The sequence below is a fragment of the Peptoniphilus sp. BV3AC2 genome, assembly GCF_000478945.1.
In the GTDB taxonomy this organism is placed as follows: domain Bacteria; phylum Bacillota; class Clostridia; order Tissierellales; family Peptoniphilaceae; genus Peptoniphilus_B; species Peptoniphilus_B duerdenii.
This window is the reverse complement of record NZ_AWXD01000008.1, coordinates 296,366-315,546: the sequence shown is the minus strand read 5'-3', so window position 1 is coordinate 315,546 and position 19,181 is coordinate 296,366. Positions and strand designations below refer to the sequence as shown.

General features: G+C 36.2%; 18 protein-coding genes. 15 read left to right on the top strand and 3 right to left on the bottom strand.

Features of this window, described 5'->3' with window-relative positions:
• Window positions 1-8: 8 nt before the first annotated feature.
• Window positions 9-560 (top strand): GNAT family N-acetyltransferase, encoded by a 552-nt coding sequence (locus HMPREF1252_RS03320; RefSeq protein ID WP_023059327.1) that lies wholly within the window; start codon window positions 9-11, stop codon window positions 558-560.
• Between the two features lie 123 nt (window positions 561-683).
• Here the strand turns inward: HMPREF1252_RS03320 and HMPREF1252_RS03315 are convergent, their stop codons facing one another.
• On the bottom strand, window positions 684-2,066 hold the full coding sequence (locus tag HMPREF1252_RS03315) for an aminopeptidase (protein WP_023059319.1): 1,383 nt from the start codon (window positions 2,064-2,066) through the stop codon (window positions 684-686).
• Between the two features lie 150 nt (window positions 2,067-2,216).
• On the opposite strand from HMPREF1252_RS03315, the gene HMPREF1252_RS03310 reads away from it, so the two are divergent.
• The 11 genes from HMPREF1252_RS03310 to rplA all read left to right on the top strand — a co-directional run bounded on the left by HMPREF1252_RS03310 (window position 2,217) and on the right by rplA (window position 10,092).
• Window positions 2,217-2,699: a CarD family transcriptional regulator gene (locus HMPREF1252_RS03310; protein ID WP_023059243.1), complete on the top strand. Its 483-nt coding sequence runs from the start codon at window positions 2,217-2,219 to the stop codon at window positions 2,697-2,699.
• Window positions 2,700-2,786: 87 nt separating this feature from the next.
• On the top strand, window positions 2,787-3,809 hold the full coding sequence (locus HMPREF1252_RS03305) for a PIN/TRAM domain-containing protein (protein WP_023059391.1): 1,023 nt from the start codon (window positions 2,787-2,789) through the stop codon (window positions 3,807-3,809).
• Window positions 3,810-5,007: 1,198 nt separating this feature from the next.
• The gene (locus HMPREF1252_RS03295) at window positions 5,008-5,232 is read left to right on the top strand and encodes a FeoA family protein (protein ID WP_023059178.1); all 225 of its coding nucleotides are present in this window, start codon (window positions 5,008-5,010) and stop codon (window positions 5,230-5,232) included.
• 10 nt (window positions 5,233-5,242) lie between these two features.
• Window positions 5,243-5,467 (top strand): FeoA family protein, encoded by a 225-nt coding sequence (locus HMPREF1252_RS03290; protein WP_008901482.1) that lies wholly within the window; start codon window positions 5,243-5,245, stop codon window positions 5,465-5,467.
• Window positions 5,468-5,498: 31 nt separating this feature from the next.
• Window positions 5,499-7,637, top strand: a complete 2,139-nt coding sequence (gene feoB, locus HMPREF1252_RS03285; protein WP_023059316.1) for a ferrous iron transport protein B — start codon at window positions 5,499-5,501, stop codon at window positions 7,635-7,637.
• A gap of 20 nt (window positions 7,638-7,657) precedes the next feature.
• Window positions 7,658-7,813 (top strand): FeoB-associated Cys-rich membrane protein, encoded by a 156-nt coding sequence (locus tag HMPREF1252_RS09495; protein WP_008901484.1) that lies wholly within the window; start codon window positions 7,658-7,660, stop codon window positions 7,811-7,813.
• A gap of 149 nt (window positions 7,814-7,962) precedes the next feature.
• Window positions 7,963-8,112 (top strand): 50S ribosomal protein L33, encoded by a 150-nt coding sequence (gene rpmG / locus HMPREF1252_RS03280; protein ID WP_008901485.1) that lies wholly within the window; start codon window positions 7,963-7,965, stop codon window positions 8,110-8,112.
• A gap of 8 nt (window positions 8,113-8,120) precedes the next feature.
• Window positions 8,121-8,339, top strand: a complete 219-nt coding sequence (secE, locus tag HMPREF1252_RS03275) for a preprotein translocase subunit SecE (RefSeq protein WP_036746780.1) — start codon at window positions 8,121-8,123, stop codon at window positions 8,337-8,339.
• A gap of 1 nt (window position 8,340) precedes the next feature.
• Window positions 8,341-8,880, top strand: coding sequence for a transcription termination/antitermination protein NusG (gene nusG / locus HMPREF1252_RS03270; RefSeq protein ID WP_008901487.1), 540 nt, complete (start codon window positions 8,341-8,343; stop codon window positions 8,878-8,880).
• A gap of 46 nt (window positions 8,881-8,926) precedes the next feature.
• Complete coding sequence (gene rplK, locus HMPREF1252_RS03265; RefSeq protein WP_008901488.1) at window positions 8,927-9,352, top strand: 50S ribosomal protein L11; 426 nt, start codon at window positions 8,927-8,929, stop codon at window positions 9,350-9,352.
• Window positions 9,352-10,092 carry a 50S ribosomal protein L1 gene (rplA, locus tag HMPREF1252_RS03260; RefSeq protein ID WP_023059147.1) on the top strand — a complete coding sequence of 247 codons (741 nt, stop codon included), beginning with the start codon at window positions 9,352-9,354 and terminating at the stop codon, window positions 10,090-10,092. Before rplK ends, rplA begins: the two co-directional genes overlap by 1 nt.
• Before the next feature lie 1,074 nt (window positions 10,093-11,166).
• On the opposite strand, the gene murJ is transcribed toward rplA, so the two are convergent.
• Window positions 11,167-12,762, bottom strand: a complete 1,596-nt coding sequence (murJ, locus tag HMPREF1252_RS03255) for a murein biosynthesis integral membrane protein MurJ (protein WP_023059259.1) — start codon at window positions 12,760-12,762, stop codon at window positions 11,167-11,169.
• Between the two features lie 133 nt (window positions 12,763-12,895).
• On the opposite strand from murJ, the gene HMPREF1252_RS03250 reads away from it, so the two are divergent.
• On the top strand, window positions 12,896-13,483 hold the full coding sequence (locus HMPREF1252_RS03250; protein ID WP_023059336.1) for a thioredoxin family protein: 588 nt from the start codon (window positions 12,896-12,898) through the stop codon (window positions 13,481-13,483).
• A gap of 959 nt (window positions 13,484-14,442) precedes the next feature.
• Here HMPREF1252_RS03250 and HMPREF1252_RS03245 read toward each other — a convergent pair.
• A complete protein-coding gene (locus tag HMPREF1252_RS03245; RefSeq protein WP_023059296.1) occupies window positions 14,443-14,763 on the bottom strand; it encodes a YbjQ family protein in 321 nt (106 codons plus the stop codon).
• A 173-nt stretch (window positions 14,764-14,936) separates the two neighbouring features.
• Between HMPREF1252_RS03245 and HMPREF1252_RS09215 the strand changes: the two genes are divergently transcribed.
• Window positions 14,937-16,580 (top strand): stalk domain-containing protein, encoded by a 1,644-nt coding sequence (locus tag HMPREF1252_RS09215; protein WP_023059241.1) that lies wholly within the window; start codon window positions 14,937-14,939, stop codon window positions 16,578-16,580.
• A gap of 493 nt (window positions 16,581-17,073) precedes the next feature.
• A complete protein-coding gene (locus HMPREF1252_RS03235) occupies window positions 17,074-18,858 on the top strand; it encodes an LTA synthase family protein (RefSeq protein ID WP_023059268.1) in 1,785 nt (594 codons plus the stop codon).
• The last annotated feature ends 323 nt before the right edge of the window (window positions 18,859-19,181 follow it).

Genomic DNA, 19,181 nt, shown 5'->3' with positions numbered 1-19,181 from the left:
GAGAGATTATGGAAGTAAGATTTGCAAAAGTAAGTGATATAGAAAGAATACTGAAGCTTTTAAAAGAAAATCATGCAGACAATGTGGTGGATAAGACCAATGGTTTTGTAACTACAAATATAACTAGAGAACAACTAAAGGATTTAATCGAAAAAGAAAATGGAGTAGTAATCGCAGAGGAAGGAGAAAAACTCTTGTCCTTTGCCTTTGCAGCACCATGGAAGTATTGGTCTCAGTGGCCACTTTTCGAATATATGATCGAAATATTGCCTGATTATAAATTCAAAGGGGAAAGTTTAAGCGTAGAAAATTCCTACCAATATGGACCCGTTTGTGTCAATGAATCTGCAAGAGGAAAGGGAGTGTTTGAAGAAGTATTTTTCAAATCCCTTGAAAGTATGGATAGATTTCCTATTATGGCGACATTTATAAACACGGTGAATCCGAGATCCTACGCTGCTCACACCAAGAAAGCGGGCATGGAAGAGATAGGAAAGTTTAATTTTAACGGAAATACCTACTACCTAATGGCGATAGGAACAGATCACAAAAGAAAATAAATAGATAAGATGGAGGGAGACCTCCATTTTTTATTTTTGTAAACTAACATCAAATTCATAGATACAAAAAAATAAAACCCAGTCTCCTGGGTTTCATCTGAAGTAAATTATTTAAATATTATTCTATTTAAAGAATGCGTGGTATGCCTTTGCAGTCATGTAGCAGTCAGCCTTTGAAACTAGTTCGATAGGAGCATGCATTGAAAGCATAGCAGTTCCACAGTCTAGTACTTCGCAACCATGTTTTGCAAGTTCAGCAGCGATGGTTCCTCCACCACCTTGATCAGCCTTGCCAAGTTCGCAGGTTTGCCAAATAACTCCGTTGTCGTCGAATTTCTTTCTAACTTCAGCTATGAATTCTGGGTTTGCATCGTTACATCCGCCTTTACCTCTAGCGCCTGTATACTTAGTAACGCCGATACCATATCCAACTAGAGCAGCATTGTAAGGATCATTTACATCTTTGTAATCAGGATCCACAGCTGCACTTACGTCTGCAGATAGAATCTTAGAATTTTGCATAGCTCTTCTAGTTAAGATATCTGAGTAATCTCCTCTAGAAGCTAGGATTTCTGCAACTGCATTTTCAAAGAAAGCAGAAGACATAGAAGCATTACCGTAAGAGCCGATTTCTTCCTTATCAACGAATAGAGAAACTGCAGTAGTTTCAACTTCGTTAAGTTTAAGTATAGCTTCAAGGTTTGCATAAGAGCAAACTCTGTCATCATGACCATGGGCAGCAATCATTGCTCTGTCGAAACCAATGTCTCTCGCCTTAGCTTGTGGAACCATTTCGATTTCACTAGAGATGAAATCTTCTTCAACGATTCCATATTTATCGTGAATTAATTTTAAAATATTCTTCTTAATAGGATTTTCTTTTTCAGAAATTCCGTAGCTTGAATGACCAACAACTACATTTAGAGTTTCAGCAGGGATTCCATCGCCAAGAGTACCCTTAGCTTGATCTTTTCCAAGGTGAGGAAGAAGATCTGTAATGTAGAATACAGGATCATTATCATCTTCGCCGATAACGATATTTATTTCTTTGCCATCCTTAGTCTTAACGAATCCATGCATAGCAAGTTGTATAGTAGGCCATTGGTATTTCTTAACTCCGCCATAGTAATGAGTCTTCATAAGAGCAAGTTCAGAATCTTCGTATAAAGGAGTAGGTTTAATATCAAGTCTAGGTACGTCGATGTGAGAACCAACTATGTTCATACCCTTGGTCATACAATCCTTTCCAATTAAGAAAAGAGCGATGGCTTTATTTTTATAGTTGATGTAGATTTTGTCTCCAGCTTTAATAGGAGATTTTATAGCTTCTTCAAGAGAAACATAACCGTGCTCGATAGCTTTATTTTGAATAAAAGTAACACATTCTCTTTCAGTCTTACAATGGTCTAAGAAATTTTTATATCTTTCACCATATTCAGTAATTTCTTTAAGTTCGGCTTCGTCTATTTGTTGCCAAATTGATTTTCTTTCTAATTCTAAATTCATGTCTACCTCCTAAAATTATAGTACATCGAAATTAAACATAAAACAAGGGCGGAAATTATACAATAAACTTGAATATAGTATCAAAGTATGATAATATATTAAATTTACAAAAAAATTTTTTAATGTTATACTATAAAAGGGAGGTAGAATATGTACAGTATTGGTGACAAAGTAGTATATCCGATGCATGGAGCAGGAGTAATAGTAGACATTGAAAAAAAAGAAATCTTAGGCGAAATAAGAAATTATTACATACTTAAGATGCCTATACAAGAGATGAAGGTCATGGTTCCAGTAGAACAAGCAGAAGAAATAGGAGTAAGACCCATCTATGGCAAAGAAGAAATGAAAGAAGTCTTAGAAACATTACAGTCAGACAAGAAACTCGACATGCCTAGCAATTGGAATAGAAGATTCAGATTTAGCACAGAGAAGATAAAAACAGGAGACATTGTTGAAATAGCAAAAGTAGTAAGATGCCTAGTTAGGATGGATAACGAAAAGAATCTATCAACAGGAGAAAGAAAACTACTAAACAATGCAAAGAAGATCATAGTTTCCGAAATGGCACTCATTTACGAAAAGACTGCAGAAGAAGCAGAAGAAATAATAGACGGAGCCATACTCGGATAAGGGGGTAGTATTATTAAAAAGGACAAAAGTATATTCAGGAAGATCTTTACCATACTATGGACATTTGTAGGAGCTGGGTTTGGACTATTGGTCCTAACAGTACTTAAAGCGTTAGAAATAAAACTTCCATTTGGCGGAGTAGGAAGCGCAATCTCTAGGATTGCCATCGTTATTTTATTTGCATTTATATTTTTATTATCATCCCAAACTACATTAAACGCCTTTGAAAGATTCCAAAACTATCTAGAAAAAAAATTAAAAGAGAAGAGCCCACAAGAACTAATCACAGAATTTATAGGACTATTACTTGGACTTCTCCTAGCGTTTTTTGTAACCCAGCCATTATCACTGATTCCTATACCATACCTAGGAGTAGTGATATCAATCCTCGTGTATGCCATGTTTGGATATCTTGGACTTAGAATATCATCACAAAACTTAGATGAACTCCAAGAAAAATTTAAAGAAATAAGAGGCGGCACAAAAAAACTTGAAACCATAAAGATTCCAAAGATAAAAGGAGTTGCCAAAGTAGTAGACACATCTGTCATCATAGACGGAAGAATAAAAGAAATAGTAGCAGCAGGATTCCTAGAAGGACCGCTAATAATACCAGAATTTGTGCTAGAAGAATTGCAATTTATCGCAGACTCTTCCGACTCATTAAAGAGAAATAGAGGAAGAAGAGGACTAGACATAGTAAAATCACTTCAAGACGACAAAAAAATAGAAGTCTTAATCTCAGACTTAAAATACGAAGACATAAAAGAAGTGGACATGAAACTATTAAAACTAGCAGCAGACGTAAAGGGAAAACTAATAACCAATGACTACAACCTAAACAAAGTTGCAGCATTACAAAATATACAAGTGCTAAATATAAACGATCTCGCCAACGCACTAAGACCAGTGTACCTCCAAGGAGAAAGCTTGGACGTACTAATAGTAAAAGCCGGCAAAGAAATGAACCAAGGCTTGGGTTACTTAGACGACGGCACCATGATAGTAGTAGAACAAGGAAAGGATTTTATAGGAAAAGTAATCCGAGTAGAAGTCACATCAGTACTACAAACCTCAGCAGGCAAGATGATATTTGCAAAACCCATATAAATAAAAATTATACATGCTATCCGGATAGCATGTATTTTTTTATGGAGAATTTAAATGATTTAGTTATAAAATTTTGTAGCGGAAGCATCTTGCTTCCACAGCCGAGAGGCTCTGTTAAAAGAAAATATATTTATTCACACAAATTTTGTGAGGTCTATCCCTCCGCTTGGTCATCCTGAGAGGCAGTCGAGTTCAACAAATCAGCCTTCATTTCATTCGGCTTCTTTGGAACTCTTTGCACGAGACCTGCTACGAAATCAAAGATTTCGGCTAGGGCTTCGAAGAATCTGACCTATATTTAACCCATCTACTCCAAAAAATATTAAAAATATCATCCCAACTATCGTCAACAAGACTTAACCCCACCAAGGTTATACCCATTCGACTACGGGTGTCGGTACCTCCACCCTCCGCTCAGGGTGACTGTCTACCTCTGGAATTTAAAGAGTATACCTTCTAACTGTCGTCAACTTGCAATAGAGGACACCATCCCACTTGGTCATCCTGAGCGGAAAAGGCGAAAGCCTTTGAAGTCGAAGGATCTGACCTATATTTAACCCATCTACTCCAAAAAATATTAAAAATATCATCCCAACTATCGTCAACAAGACTTAACCCCACCAAGGTTATACCCATTCGACTACGGGTGTCGGTACCTCCGCCCTCCGCTCAGGGTGACTGTTTTCCTCTGGAATTTAAAGAGTATACCTCCCAACTACAGTCACTACAAGCGAAGTCGAGGGATTGTAGGGTCTTTGCAAATAAACCCAATAAAAATAAAAACTAATGCTATCCGGATAGCATCAAAAATAAATAAAAAAACAAATGCTATCAGCAGACTGTTTCAGCCAATCGGCTACGCCTCTTGGGAAACAGGTTGCATCACACCTACTAAGACTCACTACGTTCGTCAAGTTAGGTGTAGAACGTATAGCATGAACTTAAAAAATTTCTTTACAATTATATTTTTATATTTTTAACATTTCCAATTTTTCCATACAAAAAAATTTCTTTAATTAAAACTAAAATTATAACAAATTTTACACAAAAATATTTTTAAATAAATATCTGAATTATCAATAAAAATTTTCAATATCACTAGAAAATAGGACATCTTTGTGATAAGCTTTAAATAATGATTGATATTATCAATTACATAAAATTATTGATAATAAATTTAGATTTTAGGGTGATGAAAATGAATTTGATCCAAGCACCAATTGGAGAAGAATTTGAAATTGTAAGAATCAGACAGAAAGATTCTGAAAGAGAAAAGGAAGACAGGCACTTAACAAACTTAGGTTTCGTTGAAGGTGCCAAGATTACTGTAATTTCAGAAACTGAAGGAAATCTTATAATTCGAGTTAAGGGTACCAGAATTGGTATCGGAAAAGATATTGCTAGAAAGATCATTGTTAGATAGGAGGTAATTTATGACGCTTAGAGAAGCGAAGGTAGGATCCCACTACAGAGTATTAAGAATCGGTGGAAAGGGACCGCTTAAGAGAAGAATTATGGACATGGGTATTACGAAAGGTGCAGAATTATTCGTTCGTAAAGTTGCACCACTAGGTGATCCTGTTCAGATCAACCTTAGAAACTATGAGCTCAGTATCAGAAAGGAAGACGCTGACCTTATAGAAGTAGAAGAAATGTAATTTAAAAGAGATTAGAGGAAAGAGAAAAAATATGAATATCACAATTGCTTTGGCAGGTAATCCTAACAGTGGAAAGTCCACTCTTTTCAATGCTCTTACAGGCTCAAACCAATATGTAGGTAACTGGCCAGGGGTAACTGTTGAAAAGAAGACAGGACTTTACAAAAAGGAAAAGGATGTTGCTATCACAGACTTACCAGGCATCTACTCACTTTCTCCATATACACTTGAAGAAGTGGTATCTAGAGATTACTTAATCAATGAAAAAGTAGATGTAATTATTGACGTAGTAGACGGAACCAATATAGAAAGAAACTTGTACCTTGCAACACAACTTAGTGAGCTTGGTATTCCACTAGTAATCGCACTTAACATGATGGACGTGGTTAGAAAGAATAAAGACTATATTGATGTAGCACAAATCGAAAAGAGACTCGGCTGTAAAGTTGTAGAAATCTCTGCCCTTAAAGGGGAAAATATAGATCATCTTGTAGAAGTTGCTAAATCATTTAAAGGTCAAAAGACTGAAGAAATGAAAACTTTTGGCGAAGATGTAGAAAAATATTTAACAGAAATCGAAGAAGCTGTAGCATCTATTAAAGAACACAAATCTAAAAGATGGATTGCTATAAAACTTTTTGAAAACGACGAAAAGATCAGAAAAGAAATTAAGATTTCTGCTGAAGAAGGAAAAAAAGTTGATGAAATCATCGCAAGAGCTGAAAAAGAAATGGGCGATGACGGCGAAGGTATCATTACCGACGAAAGATATAACTATGTAGCACAAGTTACAAGAGATACGGTTAAAAAGACCAGAACTGGCATGACTAAATCTGACAAGATAGATAAAATAGTAACCAATAGATTTTTAGCAATTCCTATATTTGTAGTCGTAATGACACTTATCTATCTAGTTGCAGTTAAATTTGTCGGCGGACCAGTTAACGATTGGTGGGCAGATAAAGTTCTAGGAGAAACTATACCAGGATTCTTAGATGAATTCCTATCAACTCACGGAGCTTCACCAATGGTATCATCTCTACTAGCTAACGGAATCGTAGGCGGTGTTGGAGCTGTACTAGGTTACTTACCAGTAATCGCAACAATATTCTTACTTGTATCCATCCTTGAAGACGTAGGATACATGGCAAGAATTGCATTTATCCTAGACAGAATATTTAGAAAATTCGGTCTATCAGGAAAGAGTTTTATACCTATCCTTATCGGTACCGGATGCTCAATCCCAGGTATCATGGGTACAAGAACCATCGAAAACGAAAACGATAGAAAGATGACCATCACCGTTGCATCATTTATGCCTTGCGGAGCCAAGACAGAAATCATAGCAATGTTCGGAGCAATTTTAGGTGGAGTTTGGTGGTATGCACCACTTTGGTACTTCGCAGGAATCCTAGCGGTAATCATCTCTGGGGTAATCCTAAAGAAGACCAGTCGATTCCAAGGAGATCCAGCACCATTCGTAATGGAACTTCCAGAATATCACGCACCAAGTTTATCAAACGTTGGAAAAGCAACTCTACACAGATGTAAAGCATTCATAATAAAAGCGGGAACACTAATCCTACTTTGCTCACTAGTCATCTGGGCACTATCAAGCTTCACAACTAGCGGACAATTTATAGACTTTAACGAAGACGCACAAGAATCTATCCTATCATTCGTAGGAAACAAAATAAAATTCCTATTTGCACCACTAGGATTCGGAGATTGGATGGCAACAGTAGCTACATTCTTCGGACTAGCAGCAAAAGAAGTCGTAGTAGGTACCTACGGAGTAGTATCAGGAATAGGAGCAGATGCAGATGCAGATTCATTAAAAGATGTAATTCTTACAAACTTCAATACAGTATCCATGTTCTCATTCATACTATTTAACCAATTGACTCTACCATGCTTCGGAGCACTAGGAGCAATAAAAGAAGAAATGGGATCTTCAAAATGGTTTAGATTTGCGCTTATATATCAATTATGCTTCTCATACTCAATAGCATTTATGGTATATCAAATAGGCTCAGTACTAGTACTAAAGACAGGATTTAACATAGAAACAGCTATAGCATGTGTAATCCTTGTAGTATACATGTACCTACTATTTAGACCGAACAAATATAGAAAAGGAAGCTTAGAACCTAACTATTCAGTTAAATAAAATAAAAAGAAGGAAAGAAAATGAGACCAATAGATTTTATAATAATAGCAATCGTACTAGTAGCAGTGTACTTCGCAATAAGACATGTAAAGAAGAACAAAGGAACCTGCGATTGTGGCTGCTCATGTGGTTGTAGCGAATGCCATGAACATGACATGGAAGTAAAAAAACATTAAAATCGACAAAAACGCACAAAAACTATAAAATTGCTTGTAAAATAGACAGATTTATAGTAAAATAATAGGGTCAACTGAAGGTTTGACCAGAAACTAAAGGCTTAATAGTAAATTAAGCCTTTTTATAAACCATTTTAGGAGGTGTTTTAATGGCTGACCGTATTGTTCTTGAATGCACTGAATGTAAACAAAGAAACTATGTAACTTATAAGAACAAAAAAACAAATACTGAAAGACTAGAGCGTAGTAAATACTGCAAGTTTTGTAAAAAACATACTGCTCACAAAGAAACGAAATAAGGAGTGATATGATGGCACAACCAGTTGTAAAAACAAACGAAACGAAAGATACCAACAAGTATCTACGTGGAGTAAAATCTGAATTCAAAAAAGTTGTGTGGCCTACAAAAGAACAAGTAATAAAATACTCCACAGTAGTAATAGTAGTAAGTATTTTATCAGCTCTCGTTCTATCAGCATACGATGAAATAGTATATTTCATAATAAAGCTGATTGTAGGTAGATAAGATGTCAGATGATGTTTTAAGAGAGAATACTGCAAAATGGTATGTAATCCACACATATTCCGGACATGAAAACAAAGTAAAAGCAAACATGGAAGCCATGGTCCAAAACAGACACATGGAAGATGTAATACTTGACATACAAGTTCCAATGGAAGAGTATGTAGAAGAAAAAGATGGAGTAGCAAAATCAAAAGAAAGAAAGCTATTTCCATCATATGTCCTAGTGAAGATGATAATGAATGACGAAACCTGGTACCTAGTGAGAAACACTAGAGGAGTAACAGGATTTGTAGGACCTGGATCTAAACCAGTTCCACTATCAGACGAAGAAGTCTTAGCCCTAGGAGTAGCAGATAAGAAAGAATTCTTCGGAGGATTCGAAGTAGGCGAAAGCGTAAAAGTAAAAGACGGTCCATTCGAAGACTTTGTAGGCGTAATAGACGCCATGAGCTACGAAAAAGGAAAAGTAGACGTAGTCATCTCAATGTTTGGAAGAGATACCAAAGTTGAACTAAGTTTCAATCAAATAGTAAAGATTTAAAAAAATAAGTGGGAGGGTAACCCCGCAAAACCACAGGAGGTAAAAAATGGCAAAGAAAGTCATAGCATTAGTAAAATTACAAATCCCTGCAGGAAAGGCAACACCAGCACCACCAGTTGGTACAGCACTTGGTCCTCACGGAGTAAACATAATGGAGTTTACAAAGCAATTTAACGCAAAAACCCAAGACCAAGCTGGAATGATTATTCCTGTAGTATTAACAGTATATCAAGATAGAACCTTTAGCTTTATAACTAAGACACCACCAGCAGCAGTGCTAATTAAAAAAGCAATCAACCTAAACTCAGGTTCAGGAGAACCAAACAAGAAAAAAGTTGGTAAAATTAAAAAAGCACAAGTAGAAGAAATCGCAAAACTAAAGATGGAAGACTTAAACGCTGCATCTGTAGAAGCTGCAATGTCAATGATCGCAGGAACTGCAAGAAGCATGGGTGTAGAAGTTATTGATTAGTGGGAGAATCTAAATTCGCAAGAACCACAGGAGGTAAAAATGGCAAAAAAAGGAAAAATTATTTAGAAAGTATAAAGCTTTACGATAAACACAATCTATACGATGCAAAAGAAGCATTAGAATTAGTGCAAAAAACCGGAAAAGCAAAATTTGATGAAACAGTTGAACTATCAGTAAGACTGGGAGTAGACCCAAGACAAGCAGATCAACAAGTAAGAGGAACAGTAGTACTACCACACGGAACAGGTAAGACAATAAGAGTACTAGTACTAGCAAAAGGACCAAAAGTAGAAGAAGCACTAAACGCAGGAGCTGACTACGCAGGTGGAGAAGAATACGTAGAAAAAATCCAAAAAGAAAACTGGTTTGAATTCGACGTAGTAATAGCAACCCCTGACATGATGGGAGTAGTAGGAAAGATCGGACGTGTCCTAGGACCAAAAGGATTAATGCCTAACCCAAAATCAGGAACAGTAACATTCGAAGTAGAAAAAGCAGTACAAGATACCAAAGCAGGTAAGATTGAGTACAGAGTAGACAAACAAGCAATAATAAACGTACCAATCGGAAAAGTATCATTTGGAACAGAAAAGCTACAAGATAACTTCCAAGCAGTAACACAAGCTATAATCAAAGCAAAACCAGCATCAGCAAAGGGACGTTACCTAAAATCAGTAACAGTAGCATCTACAATGGGACCTGGAATTAAAATAAACGGTCAAAAATTAATCGAAAACTAAAATGGAAAGAGGCAAAAGCCTCTTTTTTTATTTTTTGTAAAGAAGAATTATATTATTTGTATATAAGTAATAACAAGGAAAACAGTCACCCTGAGCGGAAGAGCCGAAGGCTCTGGAGTCGAATGGGTATAACCTCCGAGGGTTAAGTCTTTGCAAATGAAATAATTTCAAAAATTATAATAAATTTAAATAAATATCCAATACATAGCCTAAACCTATTCTTTCTTCTTCAACTTTCTTTTACGAGGGAGCGGGAGGCACCGAAAAACCTACGGTTTTACGGACGAGACTCGCAGTTTCCTCCCATCTCCCTCGAGCTCCCTCTGCCCACCTCGCATTATCAGGGAAGTGATTTTCACATTTCGGCTAAAATTTAGGAACTCGCTTCGCTCAGACACCCAAATTTTTTAACGCCTCATGGAAAATCACAGAAGTTGCATAGGGTAGGTCGTAGCAAAGTTTAAAGATTATATTTACTGGAATTTAAATGGTGTTAAATCTGTAGAGAAACTTTTAATTTTGCATATGAAAAACAAAAATCAGGCGAAGCCGTGCAACAAATGCTGTTTCTATGAAAACTTAGCAGCGGAAGCAATCTGCTTCCACAGCCGAAGGCTCTGCACAGAAAAAATGGATTGATTATAAAAAATGTTGTGATTTCTATCCTTCTATAAAGTCATCCTGAGCGGAAAAGGCGTAGCCTTTGTAGTCGAAGGATCTGACCTATATTTAACCTATCCTTTGCAAGTAGAATCATCCAAACATAGCCCCACCATGGTTATACCCATTCGACTACGGGTGGCGGTATCTCCACCCTTCGCTCAGGGTGACTGTCTTCCGTTAGTTTTTTCTGTAAATGGAAGCAGGTTGCTTCCGCTACAAATTTAAATAATCATCAATAAATAATACCACCAGGATTAGATTCCTTGACTTGAAATCTTCTGTTTCTTCCGCAGGATGACCATACAAGAGTCAATAAATTTTTAAAATAACTTTTCAATCAGCCCAAATAAAAAAAAGGGCTGCCCTAGGACAACCCAAATTAAATTCTTAATTTTAAATTTTAAATTTTATCTATTTATTTCTTCTTTTTTCTTTGAAACTTTCCACCTTATCTATTGCAAACTCTGCGAGTCCTTTGATTTCTCTAACTCCAAGTAGGTACATACATGATAGGTATACTGCCAGTGCTAGGCATACGACTACCATTAAAACTAATAGTTTTGATAGAAGTAGTACAGATCCATTTGAAACCTTAGATATTAGTATCATTTCAAGTGGGAAGTATACATATGCTACAAATCCCATTGCTAGAGATGAGAGCAATGTCTTTATGATGGCTCTTAGATATCCACGGCCTCCGAGAGATCCTATTTTTTTGTGAAGCTTTATATATGAAACTGTAACTGCGATGGTAGTTGCTATACTTACTGATGCAGCCAGTCCTTGTACTCCGAATTTGTGAGCAACCAAGATGTTTAGCGCCACGTTTATAGCGACGTTAACGGCACCGATTACAAATGGAGTCTTCGTATCTTCTAGTGAATAAAATACTCTATTTAAAACATTTGAAAGTGACATTGAAATCAGTGAAAGTGTGTAACATCTAAGGGTAGATGTGGCTTCCAGTCCATTTTCGTAGGTGAATTTGCCGTGTACAAATGCAATCTCGATAAGAGGTCTTGCCAAGATCAAAAGTCCAATTGAAGCTGGAACAGTTAAATATAGCACACTCTTAATGGATGTAGACATAACTCTTTTTCCTTGAAGAGTGTCCCCTTTTGAAAATGCCTTCGTCATCATCGGAAATATTATCGCTGTTATCGCTGTTATAAATATTCCTAGTATCAATAGATTCATTTTGTTTGCAACGTTTAGAATTGCAGCCGCTTGGTCGTTTAGACCAGAGGCGATATTTCTGTTGACGATGACATTTATATCATTTACAGATGCACTGATTAGTACAGGCATCGCTAAAATCAAAGCTTCCTTTACATAGTGATCCTTAAAATCAAGCACGAATTTCGGTCTATATCCAAGTCTAAACGAATCCGGTAGCAGGATAAAAATCTGCGCCACAACTGCAAGAACAGATGCAACTGTAAGTCCAACTATACCGAAACTTTCTGAGAAGAATGAAAGGTACACGATGTAGACGATGTTCATCGGGATGGCAATAGCTGAAGCAGCAGCGAATCTGCCGCCGTATTGCAAGAAACCTGTGAAAATCCCAACTACTGCTGAGAAAATGATGACAGGCATCCCAACTTCTACAAGTTTAACTACCAACTGATAAGTCTCAGGTTTTGCTCTGGATGCGGTAAGCATTGCAATGTATGGACTTAAAAATATGGATAGAATCGTCAAAATAAATGTAATTAAAATCGAAATAAATATTAAATTGTTTGTATATCTAACCTTGTACTTTGGTCCCATTTCATTTTCAGCACGCTGAATAACTGGGATAAAGGTGGTTGCAATTGCAGTGGTAATAAGTGTTGAAATCATACCGGTGGCACCTTGGGCAAGCACAAAAGCGCTGGCTTCATAAGTGGCACCAAACTTAGCCGCTTGCAAGGATTCTCTAGCGAATCCCAAAATCTTTCCTAAAAGAGAAAAGATAATAATAGCGGCGGTAGACTGTGCAATCTTTACATTTTTATCGCTCATAGTCCCTCCTGTCCTATGTTAGTATATATTTAGTAAAAAATTTTGTCAATAATTTCTCTAAAAATGGCGAGAAAATGGAAAAGTATGGTAAACTATAATTTAAAGATTAAATAAATTTTAAAACGGGAGAGAAATGAAGAAGATAATCATGTTTCTATTGGCATCTATTTTATTAGTGGGATGTCAAACAGAAAATATAAACGCAATAAAAGACGAAGAGACTAAAAATAAGATAGCTGAAGTAGAAGAAAAGAATAATAAAGAACAAAGTAGCGAAGACGAAAAGACATTCGATTTAACAAAGATAAAATTTACAGACTCAGAAGGAAAAGAGTACGGGATAGAAGATTTCAAAGGCAAAATCACAGCACTAAATTTCTTCAATACCAAGTGCAGCTACTGCATAAGAGAGCTACCAGATCTTGAAAGCATCATGGAATCAGAAGACGATATTGAATTCGTACCAATATCTGTGGGAGAAGATCCAGAAGTGGTGGAAAAATTTTTAAAAGATAAAGAAATAAATTTAAAGCCATATTTTGATAGAAATTTTGAACTGTCAGCCATGTTTAAGATAGATGGATTTCCAACATCCGTATTCTTTAACGAAGAAGGCAAGCTACTGGGGATAGCGCCAGGATACCAAGAAAAAGAAATGCTAATGGAGTTAATATCAGCTATAAGAGAAGGAAGAGTAGAACCGATAGAAAGCACAAAGTAATGTGCTTTTTTTATTGTTTAAGAAACTGGTTTCCATCAATTTTTATACTAAATTCTATTCCCTCAGGCGAAGCCGTGAGAAAAACCACCACTTATTAATAATTTCGTAGCGGAAGCAATCTGCTTCCATCAGACTTGGTACTAAATTCTTTTTACTCAGCCATTAGGCGTGGAAGAATCCATGCATTTATGTAATCCCCGTAGCGGAACCTTCTAGGTTCCACAGCCGAAGGCTAAAACAATCTTAACAATTGCAGTCACCCTTATAGAGCGTCATCACGCCCAACTGGTCATCCTGAGGGGCAGTCGAGTTCTGCAAATCAGACCACGAAGTTCCTTCTTTGGAACTCTTTGCATAAGACCTGCAACGAAATCAAAGATTTCGGCTAGGGCTTCGACGCTACAATGAACTTCTCAACTGCAGTCACCCTGAGCGGAAGAGCCGAAGGCTCTGGAGTCGAATGGGTATAACCTCCGAGGGTTAAGTCTTTGCAAATGAAATAATTTCAAAAATTATAATAAATTTAAATAAATATCCAATACATTACCTAACCATATTCTTTCTTCTTCAAATCTTTTTTTACGAGGGAGAGGGAGGAAATTAACGTCTCTCGAAAAAACCTACGGTTTTCTCTTCGAGACTCGCAGTTTCCTCCCTTCTCCCTCGAGCTCCCTCTACCCACCTCGCATTGGGGAGGTTTTGGTAGTGATTTTCTTATCCGGCTAAAATTTTCCAAACTCGCTACGCTCAGACAGTGGAAAATTTCTTAACGCCGGAAGCAAAAATCACTTGTTGTGGTAGAGGTTATATCTGTAGAAGGTATTGATTAAGGATTCTATGGGATAGTTCGGAGGGATGTTTTGTTTTAGATATTTTGGATGCTTTAGAATTAATTGATTTCAGTAGTTTAATCATTTGTTGAAAACAAAAAAATAAAAAATCCTCTTTCGAGGATTTAATTATTTTAATTTTACTGCTGTTCCGGAGATGGTGACCATAAGCATTGAACCAGCTTGTCCAAGTACTTCGTAGTCCATCTTGCACCCTACTATTGCATCGGCTCCTACGTTTTGTGCTCTTGCTTTCATCTCTTCTATGGCTTCTGTGCGGGCATGGATAAGTTCTTCTTCGTAGCCGGCGCTTCTGCCACCGAATATATCTCTAAGTCCTGCTCCTAAATCTTTTAAAAAATTAACTCCGGAGATGACTTCACCATAGACGATGCCTATGTATTCTGAGATTTCTCTTCCTTCTATTGAATTTGTAGTTGTAATTATCATACTTTACCTCCTTTTTATATTTTATACCCACTTTTTATTTTATGTAGGACATTTAGTAATTTATTAATTGGTTACAATATTACAATTTAGTTAAATTTTTGATTAATTGATGAATTGATAAGTATTATTTGATAAACTGGGTATAGGTAAAACGAGACAAAAGGAGGAATATTATGAAAACTAAAAATAGTAAAAAGGTCTTAGCTCTTATTCTAAGCTTTTTTATGATACTAACAGTATTGCCATTTAATGTTATGGCAAGTGGTGATGAAACAGATCCAAATGCACCAAAATCTGGGGATCAAACAACAAAGTACGATGTAACTTATGTTGTAAAAGGTATTGAAGGCACAGAAAAAACTTTTGCAAAACAACAAGTTGAATCAGGAAAGACTGTAACATTACCTAATGATACAGCAGTTGAGGGCTATAAATTCAAAGGATTCTTTGAAGACGAACAAGGTACTAAAGCATTTAATGCGGAAAAACAAATAACAGAGGCTACTACAATATACGCTATCTATGAAAAAGAAGCTCCAGTTCCAGCAAAAAAAGAACTTACAGTTTCAGCAACAGTATACTATGATGCAATAGCTGGTACAGTAACTGACCAAGATCGCAAAGCAGTTGAAGGTGCAACAGTTTCAGTAGGTTCTAGAACTACAACTACTGACTCAAGAGGTTACTATTCTTTCAACATGACTAGTGAAAGTAAAAACTACTACTGTGGTTACTACGGATACTATTGGAAAGACTATCCATATGATTCTTACAAAGTAACTACTACTACAGGATCTTACACTGGATACAATAGTACTTTCTCAAGATACTTCTTCTTAGTAGATGCAAAAGGAAATATAGTAGACTCAACTTATGCAGTTGCAAATTCAGAATACCATTTAAATGGAAATCCTTATACAAGCTACACTGTATATGGATCAGAATCTGGATATGCATACGGATATAACTATCCATACTATGGCAAGTACAACTATAGATATTACAATCCAAATACAGCTTGGGCAAAAAATATGGTTGTAGTAGCTACAATGAAAGATTATGAAAAAGGAACTATTACACTTGGCAATGTAACTAACAATTCATGGCTATACACAACTTGCTACGAATATGGATACCCATACGGATACGATAGAGTTATCTATCCATCAGCATTATCACTATCAGGAAACGGAACCATCGTTTCAGGTAAAGTTGGCGTTTCATACCTTCCAATCTATGTATATAGAAATGGAGTATATCTAGGAAGTGGAAATGCAGATGTAAACGGATACTTCTCAATCGGACTAAACTCAAGAGTTTCATCAACTTCTGATCTTACTTTCTATGCATATGGAAAGGGTCAAGTTGCTCCTGAAAAGAAATCTGAAAAAGCTGATCACGGCGTAATTCCTGTAAAATCTACAGTTGTTATAGGATCTACAAAGCTTATCAAAAACATCAACGGAGTTGAAGCTGACGTTAACATGGACGTAGCTCCATTTATAAGAGACGGAAGAACTATGCTTCCTCTAAGATATATCGCAGAAGCACTAGGATTTAAAGTTGATTGGGACAGAGCAACTAGAACAGTTACTCTAACTGACAAAGAATTCAAGGTACAAATTCCAGTTGAATCTAACAAGATTATCGTAAACGGAAGCACCTACTACTCAGATGCAAATCCTGTTCTTAGAAATGGAAGAACAATGCTACCGGTAGCTAACATCGCAAGAGCACTAGGACTAAAAGACGGTACAGATATTCTTTGGGATGCAAACACAAGAGTTGCAACAATAACAAGACTTGTAAAATATTAATAGATAGAAATAGAAGTTAATATGTATTTAAGGACACAGAGATGTGTCCTTTTTTATTGGAAATAGGTAAAAGCAGTGTGAAAATGATTTGCAGAACTCGACTTCCTACTCACTTCGTTCGCTCAGGGTGACTGTAGTTGGGAGGATAATCTATACAGAGATCCTTCGACTTTAAAGGCTAACGCCTTTTTCGCTCAGGATGACCAAATGGGAGGACTGTCTCTCGATAAGTGTTAATTATTTGAAAAGTTTATTATAACCTTCGGCTGTGAAACCTGGAAGGTTCCGCTACGGGAATGAATAATAGGAATGGTTGTTATACGCCTGACGGCTGATTAATAATAATGTAGTATCAAGTTTAATGGAAGCAGGTTGCTTCCGCTACGATGCATTTGTAAAGACTGTTTAAATATAAGTGAGAATATTCATAATATCTTTGAAAATGTAAATCTAAAGTAGTATAATTCTATATATTGGTTTTACGGAGGATTTTATGAAAAAAATGATTCGAAACACATATATACTACAAATTATACCGGCGGCTATTCTTACTTTAGTCTGCCTTTTTATAGCGTCATATGGCTATTCAGAAAATATTTTCTTCTCATATTTTAAAGATATGAGGGTGTTAGCTATGAATTTTGTACCGGTGTACTTAATTCTTGTGATTATAAGTCTTGTGGTTAAGTCCGTGCCTATCGGGTTTGGGATTACTTCTATACTTATGGTTGCAATGGCTTATACCCATGAGAAAAAGGTTATCTACAGATCAGAGCCACTGATGTTATCGGACCTTAAACTTGTCAGAGAAGCTATGTCTATGTCTAAATCTTACAATGTTGCTCCTGATAGACTAAGTCTTATTGCTATTGGAATTGTGGTTATTTTACTAATTGTTTTGATTTTTCTATGCAGAAATCTGCACTGGAATTTTAGATGGATTGGTTTTGCAATCTATACCATGTGTCTTGTGGTTTTCATAAACACTTTGGCTTTTGATGACAAACTCTATTTTGATATAGGCAAGGAATCTTCTGGGCTAAATATGTGGGTTTATCTCGAAAGTTACGAGGCAAAGGGAATCGTATATCCGTTTTTACATTCGATTAAGACGAGCAAAAATTATAAATACAAGGGATATGATAAAAAGCGTGCTGAGGAACTCTTGTCTAAGTACGAATACAAAAATATTCCAGACGACAAAAAGGTGGATATAATTCTTCTTCAATTGGAATCTTTTAAGGATTTTTACATGTATAGAAACGACGCTTTACAGTTCAACTACGATCCTTACGATTATTTCCACAAGTTGCAAAGTGAGAGCATAACTGGTTCTCTTATGGTTAATACTTTTGGTGGTGGTACTTTTATCACTGAAACAAATGTGGCAACTGGAAACAGAAACAATCCTATTTACAATGTGAACAAGAATTCCTATATTTGGTATCTAAAGAGCCAAGGCTACAAAGCTATTGGAACTCATCCAAATGTCGGTACTTTTTATAATAGAGTTAACGCATACAAACACTTGGGATTCGATGAATTCCACGATATGGAAAACACCTACAAGGAAGTTTCCGATGAAATTCTATTCGACAGGGATTATTTTCCATACATTATAAAGGATCATGATGATGCAGCTGGTCAGCCTTATATATCTTTAAATGTCAGCTACCAAGGTCATGGACCTTATAATAGAGAGGTTTGTCCTGACAATCCTGGACTTAAGTGGAACGACAGTTACGATGTAGGAAATTACAATTACTTCAATAATTATCTAAACTTAATCCACGATACTAATTACAAATTAAAGATGTTAGTAGATAATTTTGAAAAATCTGATAGACCTATCGTCCTTGTATTCTGGGGGGATCACAGTCCTTCCATGGGAGAAGCGAACTCCATCTTTAAAATGTTTAACATCAACTGCGACATGGCAACTCCAGATGGACTTTACAACATATATGCAACTCCATATGTAATTTGGGCGAACAGCAAAGCAAAGGAATTGACTGGAAATAGTTTTGTCGGTGAAGGTCCTACTATGGAACCTGCATTTTTGATGAACTATTTATTTAGGCAATTGGGATATGAAGGCGATGAGTACAACCAATTCCTTACAGATTTCACCCAAGATGTGACTGTTATAAAACAAAACTTAACCTTGTACAAAGGAGAGTTCAAACCTACAACTGATCCTGAAGTTGCAGAAAGACTAAAAGATTTTTACAATGTTGAATACAACAGAATGAAAAATAAAGTCCAAGTGGATAAATAGATTCGAATTAAATATGATTATGAGAAAAGGAGGGAGGCCTCCTTTTTTTATGTTTTAGATTAATAATTTTGAAATGGGAAGAGGTGAGATAATACTTCGAGATGAAAACGGAGTGTATGCCTGTGGAACAGAGAAAAGGACAGGTGGTTATATTGCGATATATTACATTGAGGGAGAAGACTTCATTTTTGTTTTTGAGACAAATACCGTCGTCAGGTGTGGTAAATTAAAAATCAATATATACTTAGTAGCGGAAGATACAGACTCTGCTTCTGGGATTGCATTGATATAATTGTTATTTACGGCTTTGCCTGTTTTTACTT

Excerpts from the sequence above, each read along its gene's own strand:
- HMPREF1252_RS03320 (WP_023059327.1), top strand. The coding sequence starts at position 9 with ATGGAAGTAAGATTTGCAAAAGTAAGTGATATAGAAAGAATACTGAAG.
- HMPREF1252_RS03315 (WP_023059319.1), bottom strand. The coding sequence starts at position 2,066 with ATGAATTTAGAATTAGAAAGAAAATCAATTTGGCAACAAATAGACGAA.
- HMPREF1252_RS03310 (WP_023059243.1), top strand. The coding sequence starts at position 2,217 with ATGTACAGTATTGGTGACAAAGTAGTATATCCGATGCATGGAGCAGGA.
- HMPREF1252_RS03295 (WP_023059178.1), top strand. The coding sequence starts at position 5,008 with ATGAATTTGATCCAAGCACCAATTGGAGAAGAATTTGAAATTGTAAGA.
- HMPREF1252_RS03290 (WP_008901482.1), top strand. The coding sequence starts at position 5,243 with ATGACGCTTAGAGAAGCGAAGGTAGGATCCCACTACAGAGTATTAAGA.
- feoB (WP_023059316.1), top strand. The coding sequence starts at position 5,499 with ATGAATATCACAATTGCTTTGGCAGGTAATCCTAACAGTGGAAAGTCC.
- HMPREF1252_RS09495 (WP_008901484.1), top strand. The coding sequence starts at position 7,658 with ATGAGACCAATAGATTTTATAATAATAGCAATCGTACTAGTAGCAGTG.
- rpmG (WP_008901485.1), top strand. The coding sequence starts at position 7,963 with ATGGCTGACCGTATTGTTCTTGAATGCACTGAATGTAAACAAAGAAAC.
- secE (WP_036746780.1), top strand. The coding sequence starts at position 8,121 with ATGATGGCACAACCAGTTGTAAAAACAAACGAAACGAAAGATACCAAC.
- nusG (WP_008901487.1), top strand. The coding sequence starts at position 8,341 with ATGTCAGATGATGTTTTAAGAGAGAATACTGCAAAATGGTATGTAATC.
- rplK (WP_008901488.1), top strand. The coding sequence starts at position 8,927 with ATGGCAAAGAAAGTCATAGCATTAGTAAAATTACAAATCCCTGCAGGA.
- murJ (WP_023059259.1), bottom strand. The coding sequence starts at position 12,762 with ATGAGCGATAAAAATGTAAAGATTGCACAGTCTACCGCCGCTATTATT.
- HMPREF1252_RS03250 (WP_023059336.1), top strand. The coding sequence starts at position 12,896 with ATGAAGAAGATAATCATGTTTCTATTGGCATCTATTTTATTAGTGGGA.
- HMPREF1252_RS03245 (WP_023059296.1), bottom strand. The coding sequence starts at position 14,763 with ATGATAATTACAACTACAAATTCAATAGAAGGAAGAGAAATCTCAGAA.
- HMPREF1252_RS09215 (WP_023059241.1), top strand. The coding sequence starts at position 14,937 with ATGAAAACTAAAAATAGTAAAAAGGTCTTAGCTCTTATTCTAAGCTTT.
- HMPREF1252_RS03235 (WP_023059268.1), top strand. The coding sequence starts at position 17,074 with ATGAAAAAAATGATTCGAAACACATATATACTACAAATTATACCGGCG.